The sequence below is a fragment of the Peribacillus sp. R9-11 genome (assembly GCF_031345095.1).
Lineage (GTDB): Bacteria > Bacillota > Bacilli > Bacillales > DSM-1321 > Peribacillus > Peribacillus butanolivorans.
In genome coordinates this window covers 5,430,377-5,449,171 of sequence record NZ_CP133763.1, presented here as the reverse complement: position 1 = coordinate 5,449,171, position 18,795 = coordinate 5,430,377, and the positions used below count along the sequence as shown (strand labels likewise).

The window sequence follows — 18,795 nt, the reverse complement described above, 5'->3', positions numbered from 1 at the left end:
TTCAGACAAACATGAGGCATAGTGAAAGTGCGTGCAGTTCTAGTACTGATGAGCAATAGGCCCTCTTCTTTTAGTTGAAAATTTAACACCATTCCTTTAAATCTGACCTAGCCTATAATACAGACAAATTCTTCTGCCTAATGCTTTTCTTTTTTCCTTAAGATACTGAAGTTTATGACCGATAAGATAGATATAAGAAATTAAACGGTATAAGTAATGTAGAATAAGGAGTGAAGAAGATGTTAAGAGGTTTTTATACAGCTGCTTCTGGGATGCTTACACAGCAAAGGCGTACAGAAATGCTTACAAACAATATGTCCAATGCAAATACAACAGGGTTTAAAGCTGACCAAACGAGTATAAGATCTTTTCCGGAAATGCTTCTCAGCAACATCGATAGTAAAACGATTCCTACAGAAAACAAATTAAGCATGTCGAAGTTTTCTCAGGTAGGGAGCCTTAGTACCGGTGTTTATGTACAAGAAACCAATCCTTTATTTACACAAGGTACTCTAGAGGAAACCCAGCTTAATACAGATCTTGCCTTGGCTGACGAAAATCTTCCAATCAATGAAGGAACCGGTCGGCAAGGGGCGGTGCTTTTTACTGTTCTGGATGGCGATGGTGGACTCCGTTATACACGTAACGGCAGTTTTACTTTAGATGGGCAAGGGTATTTGACTACCCCTAATGGTTATTATGTACTGGATGAGAATAATGAACGAATTCAGCTTGATAGTGATCAGTTTACCGTTACAGAAAACGGTGTTATTTTAGAAGGAAATGTTCAAAAGGCACGCCTTGGCATCGGTTTTTCAGATAATCCATCTGCACAGCTTATGAAAGATGGAGAAGGTCTTTATAAAGTTGTGAATGATGATGAATTACCTAGTGCATATGCGGGTGCAGAGGTTAGTTTTTCTACGAAACAAGGTTTTCTTGAGGGCTCGAATGTCGATCAATCGAGAACGATGACAGAAATGATGTCGTCATACCGCTCTTTTGAAGCTAGTCAGAAAGTCCTTCAAGCCTATGATAAAAGTTTGGATAAAGCGGTCAATGAGGTTGGCAAGCTTTAAGTAATCGATTTGTAGAAAACTGTCTTTGGGAATTTGAACATTTAGGGGGAATGTCTATGAATCGAACTATGATAACAGCGACGAATACGCTAAACCAACTTCAAAGTAAAATTGATCAAATCAGCAATAATATTGCCAATGTGGATACGACTGCTTACAAAAAGACCCAAACGAGTTTTAATGACTTGTTAACGCAAAGTTTTGATAATCAGCCGAGTAAGTCCAAGGAAATTGGAAGGTTGACAACACCTGGTATTCGACAGGGAACAGGTGCTAAGATAAGTCAATCTCAATTGGTGCTTGCACAGGGGGCTTTAAAGACGACAGACCGTAATCTTGATGTGGCATTCACAAAGGAAGATCTATTCTTTACGGTAAGCGTTCAGGATGACAAAGGGGTCAATACAAGGTTAACACGGGATGGTGCTTTTTATTTATCCCCTAGTGCGAAAAATCCAGAACAAATGCTGCTAGTTACCTCTGCTGGGCATCGAGTCCTTGATGAATATGGGGAGCCGATCCTTATTGAGGGGAGTATTAAAGAAATCACAGTTTCGGAAAAAGGCTTATTGACGGTTGATACGGAGGAATTTGGCGAGAAGAGTTTTAGGCTCGGCGTTGTCTCGGTAAAAAAACCACAATTCCTTGACCAATTAGGTGGTAATTTACTTGGTCTTCCCGATAACATGAGAGGCCTGGGCGTTACGGAAGATGATATAATGACAGCGCTAACAGGAGATTCACGTAGTGAAATAGCTGTCCGTCAAGGCGTCCTAGAGTCCTCGAATGTCGATCTTTCTAAAGAAATGACGGATTTAATCAATGTTCAGCGTCATTATCAGTTTCAATCTCGTGCCGTAACGATGGCTGATCAAATGAGCGGATTAATCAATGGTATCCGTTGAGTAATAGGAATACAGAATAAAGAATACCTCGCTGCGAGTTTATAACAAATCAGTTATAATTAATACTTTAACAAAGGTATTTGTTGGCGCTTTTCATTTCGACATGGCTGCCGATAGTATGAGAAGAGAGAAAATCAGTCGGCGAGTTTTCTTAGAAAAAGGAGCTTTTACATCTTATATGGAGCAAAAAAGTGTAGTGAGACAACAACTTAATGAAGAGGTAATGGAAGTTGAAGCGAAACAGAACCGTAGAATCAGGGTCCGTCTTTTGCCAATTTGGCTTCGTTTACTCATTGTTATGGGATTAATTTTCTTTGCTGTATTATCTGGGGCGCTTTTAGGTTACAGTGTGATCGGTGGAGGACACGCAACGGATGTTTTTCAAAAATCAACGTGGACCCATATTATTGATATTGTAAACAAAGACGCATAGTTCCATATTTTTCGAAGTAGTTGCCGTTGTTATAGAAATATTTATGGCAACTACGCCTCTGCCTTTAGGGTAGAGGCGGGTTTTCGTTATGTGTGAAAAAATTAAAGTCATAGGAGGAACAAATATGTTAGATATTACGCAAATAAAGGAAATCATTCCGCATCGTTATCCATTTTTATTAGTTGATCGGATTATTGAAATAGAAGAAGGAAAAAGAGCTGTAGGACTGAAAAATGTTACAGCTAATGAAGAATTCTTTAATGGGCATTTCCCTGATTATCCTGTTATGCCTGGAGTATTAATTGTAGAGGCATTAGCACAAGTTGGCGCTGTAGCAGTTTTGAAACAAGATGAATATAAAGGACGGCTTGCGTTTTTTGCTGGAATTGATAATTGTCGATTTAAAAAGCAGGTAAAACCAGGTGACCAAATACGCCTTGAAGTTGAAATAGTGCGTATGAGGGGATCATTGGGTAAAGGGAAAGCGGTGGCAACGGTAGATGGCGAGGTTGCATGTGAAACAGAGATTATGTTTGCCTTCGGAGACAAATAAAAATATACTTGTTCAAGATAAAGTTGGATTAATATAACTTTTTTTATAAAAATGGTTTTAAAAAGTCTTTATAGGTGTATATATAAGAAGCAAATGCTTTGAATTCTTTAATTACAATTTCTTTTTATTCTCCCTTTGAATGTCGGACATATATGTCCGGCATTTTTTAATGCGAATCATTCGTTATAAATATGAGTTCAGCGGATCTTCTTTGCTATTTTAAAATAGGACGCAAGTTATTTTCACATTCGGGCAAAATAAGTAATGATTAAAAGATAGAAGGGAGGTTGCCAAAAATGATGATGAAAAGAATTTTTGCACTAATTGCGGGATCTTTATTATCTGTGATGTTCCTTGCTGGGTGTGGAACAAATAATAATGATAACAATCCCGCTCCAGAAGATAATAACATAATTAATGATGATAACAATGGCGTTGATGATAACAATGTGAATGATGATAACAATGTGAATGATAATGATAACGATGCAAATGATCTGGATAAAGATGATGATGGAATGATTGAAAACGACGATAATACCAAAGATAACGACGTCGATGACGATAACAAGTAAAGTAATTAGAAATTGATTAAAAAGACTGACCTAGTTAAGAAGAGGATTATTATCCTTTTTCGTCTAGGTCAGTCTTTTTTTGTGTGTATTTGGTTTGAGGGGAAATAGGAATAAAGGGAAGGGTACCTTATTTATTCGTGGCTAGTTTAGGCTTAGAGCGGATTTTTTGCTTGAATTCATTTATTAATTCATCGCCGACTAGACCTTTTTGGACCAAATCTTCAAGAAGAAGTTCTGCATATTTGCTGCGTGTTTTTTGGATGTGTCCAACAAATAATAGGCTATAATGGTTGCCAACTTTTCTTATGGTACGTAGGACAGTGCTAAATAAAGCTGGTTCATTGTCCTTTTTTGTAATAACGGCTTGGATAAACACCTCTCCGTCTATATTGGGAAGTGAGGATTCAAGCTCTCTGAAGTGGCTTTCTTCTACAAAGGCTTCGAGTAACCAGGTTCTAGCATCATTTTCTTTATTAATTATAAGACCGTCTGTTAATACAATATCAATTAAGTGTAATTCCTCAGTAACAATTTGCAACGAAATTAATTTAAACGATTTCATCTAATTCCTCCGTTTCTTGCCTGTATGAAGAAGGGTGGAAAATACCCCTCTTAAACCTAGATTTCCGATATATGATTGGTTTCGTGAAAGTTTAAACCTGTTAATCCTTTTAAAGGTAATTATATCATACTAAAAAACCGTACCTAAATGAAATGAAAACCCAACAATTGTCTAAATTATGAACGATACAATAAAAATTTGCAAAAAATTTAAATTTGTACTCTTTTTGTTTTTTACTTACTTTCCATTGCAAAAATTGAATTTTAGGTAAATACAAACCAGGTTTTTATGAAGAAAATAGGTGGATACAGATTATTTTCTCGATTTTCCATTCGATGAAAGATTCATTATGATAAAAGCATATTAAAGAGAAAGGAGTGAAAAGATGATCAACCAAATTACCCTTGTAGGGAGACTGACGAAGGACCCCGAATTAAGATACACACCGGATGGCAAGGCAGTTTCCAATATTACGTTAGCGGTTAACCGTAACTTTCGTAATACAGTAGGAGATTATGAGGCGGACTTTGTACAGTGTATCATATGGAAAAAGACAGCTGAAAACACCGCTCAGTATTGCAAAAAAGGGGCCTTAATTGGCATTACCGGCAGAATTCAAACGAGGAGATACGAAAACCAAGAAGGTAAAAAAGTGTATGTCACCGAAGTTGTCGCCGAGAAGGTTCAATTCATAGGATCTAAACAAAATGATGTTAAGCCAAAGGATTTTGAGCATATTGGTTTATAGTCTAACGTGAATTTCTGTTCTTGAACCAGGCGTCTTTTTCATCAACATAAAACAATTTCGTAAAGTATTACTTCATATAAGACTCGTTTACTCCCCTTATTTCCCCAAAGCCGATGTGGCTTTTCCCCCGTAAGTATCTCCGATTACCCCCTAAATTGAATCAAGGTACTTGATTCCCTCCTTTTGAATGACTGCAAAATCGCAGTCATTTTTTTTATGTAATAAATATGTATAACATAGTGGTAAATGTAAAATAAAATTATTATTCTAAAAAATTAGAATTTTAAGAAAATATATTGTAAATTTTCAATTTAGATGCAATAATTAATCAAATAATATTAAATTGGTAAAATAGTTATATATAGGAAGTGATGTAATGAAAGGACCAATTATTGAAGTGAACGGACTACGAACGAGTTTTCGCACAGACGATGGGGAAATTCCAGTCGTAAATTCCATTGATTTTCACATCAATCCAGGTGAGGTGCTGGGGATTGTTGGGGAATCAGGCTGCGGGAAAAGTGTAACTTCTTTGTCCATCATGGGACTAGTTCCCTCTCCGGCTGGTAAGGTAGAAGGAGAGATTCTTTTTAAAGGGGTTAACATCGCCAATGCCTCTGAAGCGAAAATGCGAAAGATTCGTGGAAATGAAATTGCCATGATTTTTCAGGAACCAATGACAAGCTTGAATCCAGTTTTTACAATTGGAGAGCAATTGGTGGAGACTCTTCGGATACATAGAAAATGGAATAAAAAGCAGGCCCGTCAAAGAGCCGTGGAAATGTTAAAGCTGGTTGGACTTGGACGTGCTGAGGAACTTATCAATGAATATCCCCATCAGCTTTCAGGTGGGATGAGACAGAGGGTCATGATTGCAATGGCAATGATCTGTGAGCCGAAACTTCTCATAGCAGATGAACCGACAACCGCTTTGGATGTGACGATTCAAGCACAAATTTTAGAGTTAATGAAGAACTTAAATAAAGAGACAGATACAGCAATCATGATGATTACTCACGACCTTGGCGTTGTGGCGCAAATGTGTGAGCGTGTCATTGTAATGTATGCCGGCAAGGTAATAGAGGAAGGACAAGTGCAAACGATTTTTCGAAATCCGAAACATCCATATACGGTAGGTTTACTACAATCGATTCCCGATATGCGTCTAAAAAAAGAGCGGCTTTACTCGATTCCAGGTAATGTTCCAAGGCCAGGAACAAGCAACCTGGGCTGCCAGTTTGCCCCTCGTTGCTCTCATGCTATGGAGAAATGTCTAAGTGAGACCCCGTCACTTCTGGAATTCGATAATGGCCAGCAAGTACGCTGCTGGATGTATGAAGATGGGAAAGGAGCAGCATTGCATGACTCAACCATTAGTTAAGGTAGAAAACTTGAAGAAGCATTTTCCAATCAAAGGAGGTATTCTCGGGAAGACGGTGGGGGAGGTAAAGGCCGTTGATGGTTTGTCATTCTCCATTTATAAAGGAGAAACCTTAGGTCTTGTTGGTGAAAGCGGTTGCGGAAAGTCAACAACAGGTAGGTTACTGCTTCGATTGCTTGAGCCAAGTGAAGGGAATGTTTATTTTGAGGGAAAAGACCTAACGACTTTAACTTCCCGCGAAATGAGAAAGATGCGTCGAGAAATGCAAATGGTTTTTCAGGACCCATTCGCGTCCCTTAATCCCAGGCATACTGTTGAAAAGATATTGGAAGAGCCCCTTATCGTTCATGGTTTAAAAGATAAAAAGGAACGCCGACACCGGGTGCAGGAGCTCCTAAAGGTTGTTGGTTTAAGCAGTTACCATGCCAAAAGGTACCCGCATCAATTCAGTGGTGGTCAGCGACAACGTATTGGCATTGCTAGGGCACTTGCAGTTAACCCTAAGCTGATTATCGCTGATGAGCCCGTATCTGCACTGGATGTGTCGATTCAAGCTCAGGTGTTGAATCTTTTGCAAGATTTGCAGAAGGATTTTGATCTGACTTACTTATTCATTGCCCACGATCTTGGCGTAGTAAGGCATATCTCTGACCGCGTCGGTGTCATGTACCTTGGTCATATCGTTGAATTGACGGGAAGTGAAGAACTCTACGAAGACCCCCTTCATCCATATACGCAGGCTTTATTATCTGCTGTGCCGATTCCAGATGTGGAATATAAGGGAGATAGAGTAATCCTGCAGGGCGATGTTCCAAGCCCATCTAACCCGCCAAGCGGATGTCCCTTCCATACGAGATGCCCGCAGGCCATGGCGGAGTGCAAATCAGTAAAACCCGTCTTGCATGAGCATAAACCCGGTCACTACGTTGCTTGTCATTTATACAATTGACACGACGTACACATAAATTCTTAAAAAAATAAAGGGGGAAGAATATGAAGAAGACATGGGCTTTATTTTTAACTACTATCCTGGCGCTTTCACTTGCACTTGCAGGATGTTCCTCATCTACAACAAAAGAGAAAGATGAAGAGAAAGGGGGATCAAGTGAAGCAAAAGGAGGCGTATTAATTTATGGTAAAGGCGGCGATGCAGTTTCACTTGATCCCGCTATAGTAACGGATGGTGAATCATTTATCGTCACACAGCAGGTTTTTGAAACCCTTGTAAAATACGGAGAAGATAATACGGAAATAAAGCCAGGTCTTGCAGAATCATGGGATGTTTCCGATGACGCAAAGACATATACATTCAAATTGAAAACCGGCATTAAGTTCCATGATGGCTCGGATTTCAATGCGGAAGCAGTTGTTAAAAACTTTCAGCGCTGGGCACAAAGTAAGGATGAAGCTAAATTTGCATACTATGCCTCTATGTTTGGCGGCTTTGAAGGTGATGAAGGCCATGTTATCAAAGAGGTAAAAGCTATTGATGATAATACAGTGGAATTCACTTTAAATCGTCCGCAGGCACCATTCTTGAAAAATATTGCTATGCCTACATTTGCAATAGCAAGTCCAACTGGATTTGAAAAAGATGCAGACAATTTCGGTAAGAATCCTTCTGGAACAGGTCCATTCAAATTTAAATCATGGAAACCAGGCGATACGATTGAAGTGGTGAAAAATGATGACTATTGGCAAGATGGACTGCCAAAGCTTGATGGAATCACGTTTAAAGTCATTAAAGATAACTCTGCTCGATTAAATGCTGTAATCAAAGGTGAAGTTGATCTAATGGACGGGTTAAACCCAAGTGATATTAGCAAAGTAACAGGGGATGACAAACTACAAATATTCGAAAGGCCATCCATGAATGTCGGCTACTTTGCATTCAATGTTGAAAAAGCACCATTCGACAAAAAGGAAGTACGCCAAGCCATCTCACACCTAATTAACAAAAAAGAAATCATTGATAACTTTTACGAAGGCACAGCTGAGCCTGCTAAGAATCCAATGCCGCCATCTGTTTCTGGATACAATGACAACATTGAAGACTATGACTACGATGTAGAAAAAGCGAAGGAATTACTTAAAAAGGCTGGACTTGAAGATGGGTTCAAAATGGATCTTTGGGCAATGCCGGTACCACGTCCATATATGCCGGATGGTCAAAAAGTAGCTGAAGCCATTCAAGCAAGCTTAAAACAAGTAGGTATCGAAGCAAATATCGTTTCGTATGAATGGGCTGCATATTTAGAGAAAGTGCAGGCAGGAGAAGCTGAATCCTTCATGCTAGGCTGGACAGGCGATAATGGAGATGCAGATAACTTCCTTTACACCTTATTGGATAAAGATAATATCGGATCAAATAACTATGCTCGCTATGCAAACAAAGAGGTTCATGAACTATTGATTGAAGCTCAATCTACTGCAGAAGAAGCTAAACGTAATGAGTTATATGGAAAAGCGCAGGAAATCATTCATGAAGAAGCGCCATGGGTTCCACTTGTACACTCTTTACCACAACTTGCTGGAACTAAGACAATAAAAGGATTTGTTCCGCATCCAACCGGTTCTCAATCTCTAGTTAACGTGTCTATAGAGAATTAACCGTACGAATCGGGGAGTATGGATTTATGCATGCTGCCCGGTTTTGTTATGGAATGCATTTCAAAATAATCGAGGGTGAATGTAAAGGACCCTATTGTAAAAAGGCGGGTGATTGTTTTGTTTTCCTATACCGTACGGCGTTTAGGATCCCTCATTCCAGTATTACTTGGAATGGCGTTTATTGTATTTATGATGATTCGTGCGATTCCAGGAAATCCTGCACAAGTAATTTTAGGACAGCAAGCAACAAAAGAGGCAGTTGCAGCAATGACAAAGGAACTCGGTTTGGATAAACCTTGGTTTATTCAATTTTGGGATTATCTATTAGGTCTGTTCACAGGCGATCTTGGTGTTTCCTTAAAAACAAAGAGTCCGGTATCTGAAGAAATTGGGCCTTATCTAATGGCGACGATTGAGTTAGCCTTGATTGCCATGCTTATAGCTGTAGTCATTGGTGTAAATGCCGGTATTATTTCGGCATGGTTCCAAAACTCATGGTTTGATTATGCAGCAATGGTCATTGCGTTGATTGGTTTGTCTATGCCGATATTCTGGCTTGGTCTAATGGAACAATATATCATTTCGATTCAATGGGATTTACTTCCTACGACAGGACGTGACAATATCAGAGATCCTGTTGAGGCAATAACGGGTCTGTATTTATTAGACACCCTCATTTCTGGAAGAGTTGACCAATTTAGCGAAGTGGTTAAGCATTTAATTTTACCGGGACTCGCGCTTGCTACCATTCCGATGGCGATTATTGCAAGGATGACACGCTCGTCCATGCTAGAGGTAATGAGATCGGATTTCATTCGTACGGCTCGTGCCAAGGGAATGAGAATGTTTTGGGTTGTTTATAAGCACTCCTTGAAGAATGCTTTAATTCCAGTGGTTACGGTTATCGGCCTACAGACAGGGTTGCTTTTAGGAGGGGCTATTTTAACGGAAAATATATTTGGTTGGCCAGGTATCGGTACATACATTTATGATGCAATTCTTTCCCGGGATTATCCGGTCATTCAGTCCGGAATCCTCATCATCGCCTTTTTGTTTGTCATGATTAACCTAGTTGTGGATTTGTTGTATGCAGCGATTGATCCTAGGATTAAGTATAAATAGGGAGGGAAACTCATGCCTGAAATAGCAACGAATACATCGCCAATCCTTCATCCCCAAGAGACAGAGGAAAAAGTCATCTCTCCCTGGAAGGAAGGGTGGAAAAGCTTTAAGAAAAACAAGATAGCCCTTGTCGGTCTTGGCATTGTTTTATTTTTTGTCTTAATCGCTATTTTCGCACCGATTATTGCACCTTATTCATTTGAGGGGCAGAAGCTTAGTGATAAACATCTGTCTCCATCTTCAGAACATTGGTTTGGAACGGATGAATTCGGCCGTGATATTTTGAGTAGGGTTATCTATGGCTCGCGCATATCAATAGGAATTGGTTTTTTATCTGTGGCCGGGTCTGTCGTAGTCGGGTCTTTTCTAGGAATTATCGCCGGGTATTACGGAAAGTGGATAGATACAATCATATCGAGAGTTTTTGACATTATTCTAGCGTTTCCAAGTATATTGCTTGCCATTGCCGTAGTAGCCGTATTGGGGCCTTCACTTCGCAATGCACTTATTGCCATTGCCATCGTCAATGTTCCGATATTCGGCAGGCTTTTACGTTCGAGGGTTTTAACAGTGAAAGAAGAGGAATATGTAACAGCTGCCAAGGCAATAGGAATGGGGGATGGCCGGATTCTACTTCATCACGTACTCCCGAACAGCCTTGCACCGATTATTGTTCAAGGTACTTTGGCGATTGCCACTGCCATTATTGAGTGTGCAGCACTCGGGTTCCTTGGTCTCGGTGCACAACCGCCGGCACCAGAGTGGGGAAAAATGCTTGCCGATTCGAGGTCATTTATCATTCAGGCACCATGGACGGTGCTGTTTCCTGGTCTTGCGATTATGCTAACTGTCCTCGGCTTTAACCTAATGGGTGATGGACTGCGAGATGCATTGGATCCGAGAATGAAAAACTAAATGTTAAAAGATGGTGATTCTTTTACAATCACCATCTTTTTTGTTTCTCTTACAAATCTATTAAAATATGAAAAATAATAACAAAATCCTAGTTAGAAATAGGAAAATAGTGACTATTATCTCTTAAAATCACCCCAAAGGTTGTGATACTTTTATACTTAGTAAGAAAATTCCAAAAATTGATTATTTTAGAGGAGGAAAAGTTCATTGATTAAACGTAGCTTGTCCATTCTAGCAATCTTTCTATTAGTATTTACGGCAACCGTTTCCGCAGCCAAGCTCCCTGATCCTTCGAACGGTTCGAGCGTTGGAAAGAAGAATCAGGAAAGTATTTTAAAGTTAAAGAAAAACGAAACGGAAAAGAAATACAAAAGTAACGAGAAGGTCAGGGTCATCGTAGAGATGAAGGAGGCACCGGCAATAGAAAATGCTTCGAAGGAAGGGAAACTTTTTAAAGAGCTATCTAAAAATAAGAGGCAACAATTAAAGTCCGAAAAGTTGGCCAACCAGAAAAAAGTGAAAAATAAAGTGAAAGAGAAAAAAATAGCATTCAAGGAACTAGAAAGCTTTACGACAGTGGTAAATGGTTTCAGTGCAGAGCTTCAATATGGCGAAATTAAAAAAGTCGAAGCCATGCCTGAAGTTGCTGAAGTACATATAGCGAATGAATATGAACGTCCTGTTGAAAAGCCGGAGATGATTTATAGTAAAGAACTTGTCCAGGCTCAGGAAGCTTGGCGGGAGTATGGTTATAAAGGGGAAGGAATGGTCGTCGGTATTATAGATACTGGAATCGACCCATCTCACCGTGATATGGTTCTAAGCGATGAAAATAAAGCAGAACTGACTGAAAGTGAAATTAGTGGAATAAAGGATTCTAGCCATCTATTAGGTAACTATTATACTGCGAAGGTACCTTATGGATACAATTACATGGACGAAAATGAAGAAATCCTTGATCTTGGTGAAGAGGCTTCGATGCATGGAATGCATGTAGCCGGAACCGCAGGAGCCAATGGGGATGAAGAGAATGGCGGCATTAAAGGGGTCGCTCCTGAAGCCCAGTTGCTTGCTTTAAAGGTATTCGGGAATGATCCTGCTATGCAGACAACATGGGGCGATATTTATATTAAGGCAATTGATGATGCAATTATTCTTGGGGCAGATGTGCTGAACATGAGCCTAGGATCTACTGCAGGTTTTGTATCAGCTGAAGATCCTGAGCAGCAGGCGGTTTCGAGAGCTGTGAATAATGGGATACTCATGTCGATTTCAGCAGGGAACTCGGCTCATTTTGGTAATGGGTTTGCAAACCCAACGGCCTCAAACCCGGATATCGGCGTTTCAGGTTCACCTGGACTTGCTCATGATTCGGTACAAGTAGCATCCGTCGAGAATAACTTCATGGATTTAGATGCGGCTACTTATGATATTAAAGGGCAGGAAGGGAAAGCACCGTTCATGTCGGCTTCAAGCGTACATCCCAATGCTCTAAAGGATAAAACATATGACTTGGTTGTTGCAGGTCTTGGGACGCCAGGGGAGCTTTCGAAAGTGGATGTGAAAGGCAAGTTTGCCCTTATTGAGCGCGGGACGCTTTCTTTTATTGAAAAAGCTCAAAATGCTCAGGCAGCAGGAGCGGCAGGAGTCATTATTTTTAACAATGCTGATGGGTATATTTCTATGGCTACAGATCCAAGCATAACGATTCCGCAGTTGTTTATGTTGAAATCGGATGGAATAAAGTTGAAAACAGCCATAACTGAAGGGGAAAAGGTGAAGGTTACCTTTAATGGTGATAAAACAAAAGCTGTAAATCCCGAAGCAGGGAAAATGAGCTCATTCAGTTCATGGGGTGTCGCACCGAATCTGGATTTCAAACCAGAAATCACAGCTCCAGGTGGACAAATTTACTCGACGTTGAACAATGATGAATATGGCATGATGAGTGGTACCTCGATGGCGGCACCGCATGTATCCGGGGGTTCTGCACTGGTTCTTGAAAGAGTGGATAAAGAATTTAAACTAAATGGATTTGCGCGGGCGAATATGGCTAAGAACCTGATGATGAATACTTCAAAGCCATTAACGGATCAAGGTGTCGTCAATAATGCTCTTGGTTGGAAAAATCCTTACTCGCCTCGGAGGCAAGGAGCAGGAGTCATGCAGCTACAATCTGCTTTGTCCACACCAGCTGTCGTGACGGAGGCATTTACGAAAGAAGCGAAGGTTGCTATGAAGGAAATCGGCAATAAGTTCGCCTTTACTTTGAAGGTTGAAAACTTCAGTAACAAAGCAGTCAAATATGATGTAAAAGGAAATATCCAAACAGACTATGCTATCCAGGGTCAACTGGGTTATTCCGCTAACCAATTAGAGGCACAGGAAATTCAGAACGCTTCGATTAAAATCAATAATAAAAATACAAACAAGATTACCGTACCTGCAAAAAAATCGGTTACATTTGAAGTGAAAGTGGACATATCCAATGCAAAAGTACTTGGCGATGATCTTCAGACTCTTGTCGACATTGACAAGGTCTTCCCAAATGGATATTTTGTTGAAGGGTTCGTGACACTGAAGGATCCAACTGACACTAAACCAGAACTCCATATTCCGTATGTAGGTTTTAAAGGAGAATGGGACAAGGCCCCGATCCTAGATGGAACTAAGTATGATAAAGAGTCGTTCTATGGCATGGCAGGAGGAGTTTCGACAGCAGATAAAGATTTCACATATCTTGGGTACGACCCTGCAGGAAAAACATTTAATAGTAAATATATTGCGATTTCCCCGAATGGTGATGGAGCACAGGATGACTTCGTGCCGATCCTATCATTCTTAAGGAATGCGAAAAAGGTAGAATTCAATATATTGAATGGTGCAAACAAATCAGTTCGGAAACTTCGAACAGAGAATAATGTGCGTAAGGACTATTATGATGGCGGAAAAGGGTCCTATTACTCTCTTGATCCTGCCCGTAAATGGGATGGTAAAATTAATAATGCACTCGCTAAAGATGGAGTCTATTATTTTGAAATCAAAGCGATGATAGATTACGAGGGTGCAAAATGGCAGACGTATAAAATGCCTATCAAAGTAGATACCTTAGAGCCGACAGTTAAGATTTCGAAAATAGGTAAGGTGTTAACCATCCAAGGTAAGGATAATTTAAATGGTTCAGGACTTGCCTATTACGATGTACAAATCGATGGTGAATCTATCCTTAAAGAGCCCCTTGCAGCGAATACGAAAAAATTCACTCTACCTGATGTAAGAGGGGAAAAGGTACAGGTCGTGGCAATAGACTTCGCTGGTAATGAAAAAGCAGCTGAAACCGAATTGGCCACTGATTCAGCTCCAATCGATAATAATGCACCAGCTGTTAAGATCAAAAGTCCTGAAGCCTTAAGCGTGAACAATAAAAATAAAATCAAAATAACAGGTGAAATTGAAGAAGCGTCGGAAATAAAGGAATTTACAATCGACAATAAAAAGGTCCCTGTAACGTATAACAAAACGAAAAATAAGTATGAATTCTCTATTGAAAAGAAATTTGGGGATGGCGTCCAAAGCTTTACTGTTAAAGCAACAGACAAATGGGATAACACGGTTTCCTTTAAGCGGACGATTATGGTTGATACAACAAAACCAGGTTTAAAGGTTAAAGGTGTGCCAGCAACTGTGGGAGTCAAAGGGTCAAATCCAAAAGTGGACGTGACAGTAGAGGATAATTTCGATGAGATCCGCCTTTATTTGAATGGAAGCGAAGTATTCTATAACGAATTCAAGGAACCATACAAAATGCGTTCCTATAAGAAGAAGATAGAGGATTTGGAACTACCGCTTAAACCAGGCAACAATAAGTTTGAATTTAAGGTAACCGATCTTGCCGGAAATGAATCGAAGAAAGTATTTAACATTCAAAAAGCCAAAAAATAAACGTAAGGCAGCCCTCTTATCCTGAACTATACCCCGGATAACGGACACACATAAAAAAGTGTCCCTTATCCGGGTTTTTTTATGTTTCAATAGATGTAATGAGTATGGACGGAGGGTTTCTATGAGTAAGAATATATATACTGAATTTCAGATTAAAGAACTTGAAAAGAATCCAAATATCATTAGTGCTTCCGAGCGATCTATTTCCTATAGTCCTGAATTTAAGACAAAAGCTGTTAAGGAATATAAAAAGGGGAAAGCCCCCTCTCAAATTTTCATTGACCAGGGAATTAATCTCGAAATAATTGGAAAGAAACAACCCAAACGTTGTCTACAGCGCTGGCGTAGTACCTTTGAAAGGTTTGGTGAGGAAGGCTTCCTTACGGAACGCCGTGGAAAAGGAAGTACAGGACGCCCCACTTCCAAGCCACAGTCTGTAGAGGATCAACTTAGGAAGGCCGAGGCGAGAATCAAATTCCTTGAAGCAGAAAATGACTTCCTAAAAAAGCTGGAAGAGCTAGAAAGGCAGGCTCTGAAAAAGAAATGATTCTAACTGCTGCTGAGAAGTTCTATCTGATTGAAAGGACGATCAGAATACACCAATTAAAGAAGGCTGTTTCTTATCTATGCAAATTGGCTGGTGTAAGTCGAAGTGGCTACTATGATTGGTTAAAGGCAGCTCCTTACCGTGAGCTTCGTGAAGAACAGGATGAATTGGACATAAAATTGATCAGAAATATCTTCATCAGTAAAAAGGAAAAAGTAGGCGCCCTCCAAATCAAAATGATTATGGAGAATGACTACTCGGCCGTAATGAATCATAAGAAAATCAGACGGTTGATGACAAAATATAATCTCCTAGCGAAAATCAGAAGGGCCAACCCGTATCGGAAGATGGCCAAGGCAACCAAGGAGCACCTTACTTGTCCAAACCTCCTTAATCGTGAATTCAATCAGGAGGTGCCAGGGAAGGTCCTGCTTACTGACATTACCTATCTTTATTATGGGAAAGGCCAAAAAGCGTATTTATCCTGCGTAAAAGATGCCGCCACAAAAGAAATCGTTACGTACCATTTATCTACTTCATTAGAAATGGATATCGCTTACGAGACTTTAAATAAGCTAAAGCAGGCTGTGTGTCACGAGTTCCACCCGAGTGCAATCCTTCATTCTGACCAGGGGTTCCATTACACCCATCCGCTATTTCAACGCAAAGTGAAGGAACTTGGGATAACCCAATCCATGTCCCGCAAGGGAAACTGTTGGGATAATGCGCCAATGGAAAGTTTCTTTGGCCACTTTAAGGATTTGGCAGAATATAAAACATGTACTAATTTAACGGATGTGAAGGAAGAAATTGATCGAGTTATTGAAGAATATAATGAACATCGTTATCAATGGGGGCTAAAGAAAATGGCCCCGGTACAATACCGGGACCACTTATTAGCCGCTTAGGCACTTTTTTATACTGTCCGTAAAATGGGGCACAGTTCAATCCAAGGGGGCTGTTTTTTCGTATTTCAGACCTATGATAAAAATTTCTGTGGAATTTTCAAAAGGTGAAGTTTGAGCAGCTTTTCTTCCAACTGCCATTTTAGAAATATATGTTTTGCAAAGATGTAGAACATGTATTTTTGTTCGTAATTCATAATAAATCTTCACATATTTCTTCGACAAGCTTTCAGTAGCTTTATGGTATTTTCACCATGCTAATATCGAAATCTATGAGATAAAAAATTTATTTTCGGGTTCTGGCAGGAATATAATAGAAGATAAAGGAATTAGGTATAAAGAACCAATCTAAATAGGAGGGTATCTATGAATTATAAAAGGGGTTTGAACAAAAAGGTATATAGTCGCGGAATTACCATTAAATTTGAAAAAAGAGCAAGTGACCAGTTATCAATTACAAAACCGAGTTTCTTTGATGCACTTCAACATGTTAATTCTCCATTTGAAAAAGTACCCCGCACAGATTTAGCCTATCAAGATTATCCGCTTTGTCAGGAGGTTACCCTTTCGCTATTTGAAAAGGGTATTGCTAAAACATCAATCAAATATGACCCTCATCAAGAAAAAATCACCATTGAGGAAATTTCAGAGGATTATCAGCTGAATAAGGGAGAGGCGCTTACTACAATTCTAGAGCATATAATGATCAATCATGGAAATTACCATTCTTTTTTCATAGTCAGGCCGAAAGAGTGGGCCGCAAAAAGGAAAGCCACTACTCCATGATATCCTCTTCTTTAGCGTTCTTAGTAAGCAGTGAAAGGTTAGTGACTTTCGAAAAGTAATTCGATAAGATTCCTTACCACTGCCTGTTAATTGTTCAGTCAATAAGAATGGGGATGCAGGCAGCTCCCATTTATGTCTCAACATGATGAGTCGGCTTTCTGAATCCTTCAAGAATTTAAATCAACCGCCGAATGATCTTTGAGAGGGTTTGAATACCATAAGCTAATTGTTCCTCCGAGGCGTAAGAATATGAAAGCCGTAGATGTGTATTGTTATTTGGTTCATATATGTACCCCGGATTAAGGAGTATGTTCTCCTTTATCGCTTGCTTGAAAAGGTTTGGATTCACAATTGGTTTACATAATTTTAACCATATATAAAATCCGCCTTGAGGTATTTGCCATTCAGCCAGTTCCTTAAAATATTGATTGAGAAGAGTTAATGTAAAATCTCTACGTACTATCAACTCATGCCTTAGCCACTCTAAATGCTTTGAATATTGATCACTTGCTAACCATTCTGCCACAAGGTGTTGGGAAAGAGCACTGGACCCGTAATCCATTTGCATTTTAATATCTGCTAAACGTTCAATCACAGTTATTGGACCAGCAATCCATCCGATGCGCAATCCGGGGCTTAATGTTTTGGACATACTGCCAATGTGCAATACAAGGCCATCTGTATCAAGGGATTTTATAGGTAGCGGCGGTTCCTTTTCAAACCACAAGTCACTATATACGTCATCTTCAATAATCGGAATCTGCTCTTTTTTACATATGGATAAGAGGTTTAGTCTTTCCTCTTTTGTCCATGTAGTATTGGTTGGATTGTTAAACGTTGGAACAGTATAAAACAGTGACGCTTTCTTCCTTCCATTGATGCGCTTTATTTGTGTGGGAATACTTTCTCGGCCTTGTTTTGATAAGCCTACTAAGTGCATGCCCGCAGATTGAAAAGGATGAACAGAATTTAAATAGGAAGGGGATTCATGTAAAACCATTGATCCCTTTTGAAGTAAACCAACTGAAATCAATTGTAGTGCTTGAAGCCCACCAGAAACGATCATGAGGGAGCTGGGGCTTGCGTTGACCCCTTTTGTTTCTAAATAAACACTTATACATTGGCGAAGCCTTTTATCACCCTTGGGTTCAGAATAACCTAATGAGTGGGCATCAAAAGAAGTGGATTGCAACGTCTTTTCGATTTTTTTTGTAGGCAATAGAGATGGAGAAAGTTCCCCCGTGCCTAACCTGATGATGGCAGTGTCTGTTTCATACTGATTAATGTCCTGAATCGTTTTTAAATTAGGTTCATGAAGGCCATTCCGGACATAGTTTTTCCAGTCGGGCTGTTTGCTGGAGACGAGCACATTCCATGTGTTATTCGAAACAAATGTGCCAGACCCAACCTTAGTTTCTAATAGTCCGTCTGCAATCAACTCATCTATAGCTGTAATGATGGTACTTCGGTTTACGCCAAAAGAATCGGCCAATGAGCGTTGTGATGGAAGCTTGGTAGCAACTGGCCATTCCCCTCGTGTAATTTGTTGTTTCATCCAATCTACTATTTGTTGGTGAAGAGATTGGTTGGACGGCCGGTTTGGTCTCCATTCGATAAACATACGAAAACCACTCCTTTCATGTTCTATATTCATTATAAATTGGTTGGATTGAAAACCAACCAAATGGATGGTCAATCCCTTTGTTTTTTTCATTATACTGAATATGAATGG

The 18,795-nt window shown here is 39.7% G+C and carries 16 protein-coding genes; 14 read left to right on the top strand and 2 right to left on the bottom strand.

Annotated features, from left to right (window positions below; genetic code table 11):
* Positions 1–239: 239 nt before the first annotated feature.
* The 5 genes from RE409_RS26440 (at position 240) to RE409_RS26420 (ending at position 3,545) form a co-directional block, all read left to right on the top strand.
* Complete coding sequence (locus RE409_RS26440; protein WP_201187450.1) at positions 240–1,079, top strand: flagellar hook-basal body protein; 840 nt, start codon at positions 240–242, stop codon at positions 1,077–1,079.
* A gap of 56 nt (positions 1,080–1,135) precedes the next feature.
* Positions 1,136–1,984 (top strand): flagellar hook-basal body protein, encoded by an 849-nt coding sequence (locus tag RE409_RS26435; protein ID WP_201187448.1) that lies wholly within the window; start codon positions 1,136–1,138, stop codon positions 1,982–1,984.
* A 103-nt stretch (positions 1,985–2,087) separates the two neighbouring features.
* Positions 2,088–2,417 (top strand): DNA-directed RNA polymerase subunit beta, encoded by a 330-nt coding sequence (locus RE409_RS26430; protein ID WP_242486080.1) that lies wholly within the window; start codon positions 2,088–2,090, stop codon positions 2,415–2,417.
* A gap of 124 nt (positions 2,418–2,541) precedes the next feature.
* Positions 2,542–2,970, top strand: a complete 429-nt coding sequence (gene fabZ / locus RE409_RS26425; RefSeq protein WP_309558300.1) for a 3-hydroxyacyl-ACP dehydratase FabZ — start codon at positions 2,542–2,544, stop codon at positions 2,968–2,970.
* A 296-nt stretch (positions 2,971–3,266) separates the two neighbouring features.
* Positions 3,267–3,545: a hypothetical protein gene (locus RE409_RS26420; protein ID WP_201222610.1), complete on the top strand. Its 279-nt coding sequence runs from the start codon at positions 3,267–3,269 to the stop codon at positions 3,543–3,545.
* Positions 3,546–3,672: 127 nt separating this feature from the next.
* Here RE409_RS26420 and RE409_RS26415 read toward each other — a convergent pair whose 3' ends face one another.
* Entirely contained in the window at positions 3,673–4,107 is a 435-nt protein-coding gene (locus RE409_RS26415) for a YwpF family protein (RefSeq protein ID WP_201187445.1), read from the bottom strand.
* A gap of 385 nt (positions 4,108–4,492) precedes the next feature.
* Between RE409_RS26415 and ssb the strand changes: the two genes are divergently transcribed.
* The 9 genes from ssb to RE409_RS26370 all read left to right on the top strand — a co-directional run bounded on the left by ssb (position 4,493) and on the right by RE409_RS26370 (position 17,063).
* A complete protein-coding gene (gene ssb / locus RE409_RS26410; RefSeq protein ID WP_053348513.1) occupies positions 4,493–4,855 on the top strand; it encodes a single-stranded DNA-binding protein in 363 nt (120 codons plus the stop codon).
* Positions 4,856–5,231: 376 nt separating this feature from the next.
* On the top strand, positions 5,232–6,236 hold the full coding sequence (locus RE409_RS26405) for an ABC transporter ATP-binding protein (protein WP_201187442.1): 1,005 nt from the start codon (positions 5,232–5,234) through the stop codon (positions 6,234–6,236).
* Complete coding sequence (locus RE409_RS26400) at positions 6,217–7,185, top strand: ABC transporter ATP-binding protein (RefSeq protein ID WP_201187441.1); 969 nt, start codon at positions 6,217–6,219, stop codon at positions 7,183–7,185. The genes RE409_RS26405 and RE409_RS26400 overlap by 20 nt, the downstream gene beginning before the upstream one ends.
* A gap of 44 nt (positions 7,186–7,229) precedes the next feature.
* Positions 7,230–8,846 (top strand): ABC transporter substrate-binding protein, encoded by a 1,617-nt coding sequence (locus RE409_RS26395; RefSeq protein ID WP_201187440.1) that lies wholly within the window; start codon positions 7,230–7,232, stop codon positions 8,844–8,846.
* Positions 8,847–8,963: 117 nt separating this feature from the next.
* Positions 8,964–9,968 carry an ABC transporter permease gene (locus tag RE409_RS26390; protein WP_201188136.1) on the top strand — a complete coding sequence of 335 codons (1,005 nt, stop codon included), beginning with the start codon at positions 8,964–8,966 and terminating at the stop codon, positions 9,966–9,968.
* Positions 9,969–9,980: 12 nt separating this feature from the next.
* Entirely contained in the window at positions 9,981–10,883 is a 903-nt protein-coding gene (locus tag RE409_RS26385) for an ABC transporter permease (protein ID WP_201187439.1), read from the top strand.
* Between the two features lie 207 nt (positions 10,884–11,090).
* On the top strand, positions 11,091–14,825 hold the full coding sequence (locus RE409_RS26380; RefSeq protein WP_309558299.1) for a S8 family serine peptidase: 3,735 nt from the start codon (positions 11,091–11,093) through the stop codon (positions 14,823–14,825).
* Between the two features lie 121 nt (positions 14,826–14,946).
* Positions 14,947–16,280 (top strand): IS3 family transposase gene (locus tag RE409_RS26375; RefSeq protein ID WP_201221481.1). Its coding sequence is split into 2 segments (ribosomal slippage): positions 14,947–15,319 and positions 15,319–16,280, totalling 1,335 coding nucleotides; the frame shifts between segments, so codons are not numbered across the junction.
* Positions 16,281–16,643: 363 nt separating this feature from the next.
* A complete protein-coding gene (locus RE409_RS26370) occupies positions 16,644–17,063 on the top strand; it encodes a hypothetical protein (protein ID WP_057216029.1) in 420 nt (139 codons plus the stop codon).
* Positions 17,064–17,238: 175 nt separating this feature from the next.
* Here RE409_RS26370 and RE409_RS26365 read toward each other — a convergent pair whose 3' ends face one another.
* A complete protein-coding gene (locus tag RE409_RS26365; protein WP_309558298.1) occupies positions 17,239–18,777 on the bottom strand; it encodes an aminotransferase-like domain-containing protein in 1,539 nt (512 codons plus the stop codon).
* Positions 18,778–18,795 lie beyond the last annotated feature (18 nt).

Excerpts from the sequence above, each read along its gene's own strand:
- RE409_RS26440 (WP_201187450.1), top strand. The coding sequence starts at position 240 with ATGTTAAGAGGTTTTTATACAGCTGCTTCTGGGATGCTTACACAGCAA.
- RE409_RS26435 (WP_201187448.1), top strand. The coding sequence starts at position 1,136 with ATGAATCGAACTATGATAACAGCGACGAATACGCTAAACCAACTTCAA.
- RE409_RS26430 (WP_242486080.1), top strand. The coding sequence starts at position 2,088 with ATGGCTGCCGATAGTATGAGAAGAGAGAAAATCAGTCGGCGAGTTTTC.
- fabZ (WP_309558300.1), top strand. The coding sequence starts at position 2,542 with ATGTTAGATATTACGCAAATAAAGGAAATCATTCCGCATCGTTATCCA.
- RE409_RS26420 (WP_201222610.1), top strand. The coding sequence starts at position 3,267 with ATGATGATGAAAAGAATTTTTGCACTAATTGCGGGATCTTTATTATCT.
- RE409_RS26415 (WP_201187445.1), bottom strand. The coding sequence starts at position 4,107 with ATGAAATCGTTTAAATTAATTTCGTTGCAAATTGTTACTGAGGAATTA.
- ssb (WP_053348513.1), top strand. The coding sequence starts at position 4,493 with ATGATCAACCAAATTACCCTTGTAGGGAGACTGACGAAGGACCCCGAA.
- RE409_RS26405 (WP_201187442.1), top strand. The coding sequence starts at position 5,232 with ATGAAAGGACCAATTATTGAAGTGAACGGACTACGAACGAGTTTTCGC.
- RE409_RS26400 (WP_201187441.1), top strand. The coding sequence starts at position 6,217 with ATGACTCAACCATTAGTTAAGGTAGAAAACTTGAAGAAGCATTTTCCA.
- RE409_RS26395 (WP_201187440.1), top strand. The coding sequence starts at position 7,230 with ATGAAGAAGACATGGGCTTTATTTTTAACTACTATCCTGGCGCTTTCA.
- RE409_RS26385 (WP_201187439.1), top strand. The coding sequence starts at position 9,981 with ATGCCTGAAATAGCAACGAATACATCGCCAATCCTTCATCCCCAAGAG.
- RE409_RS26370 (WP_057216029.1), top strand. The coding sequence starts at position 16,644 with ATGAATTATAAAAGGGGTTTGAACAAAAAGGTATATAGTCGCGGAATT.
- RE409_RS26365 (WP_309558298.1), bottom strand. The coding sequence starts at position 18,777 with ATGAAAAAAACAAAGGGATTGACCATCCATTTGGTTGGTTTTCAATCC.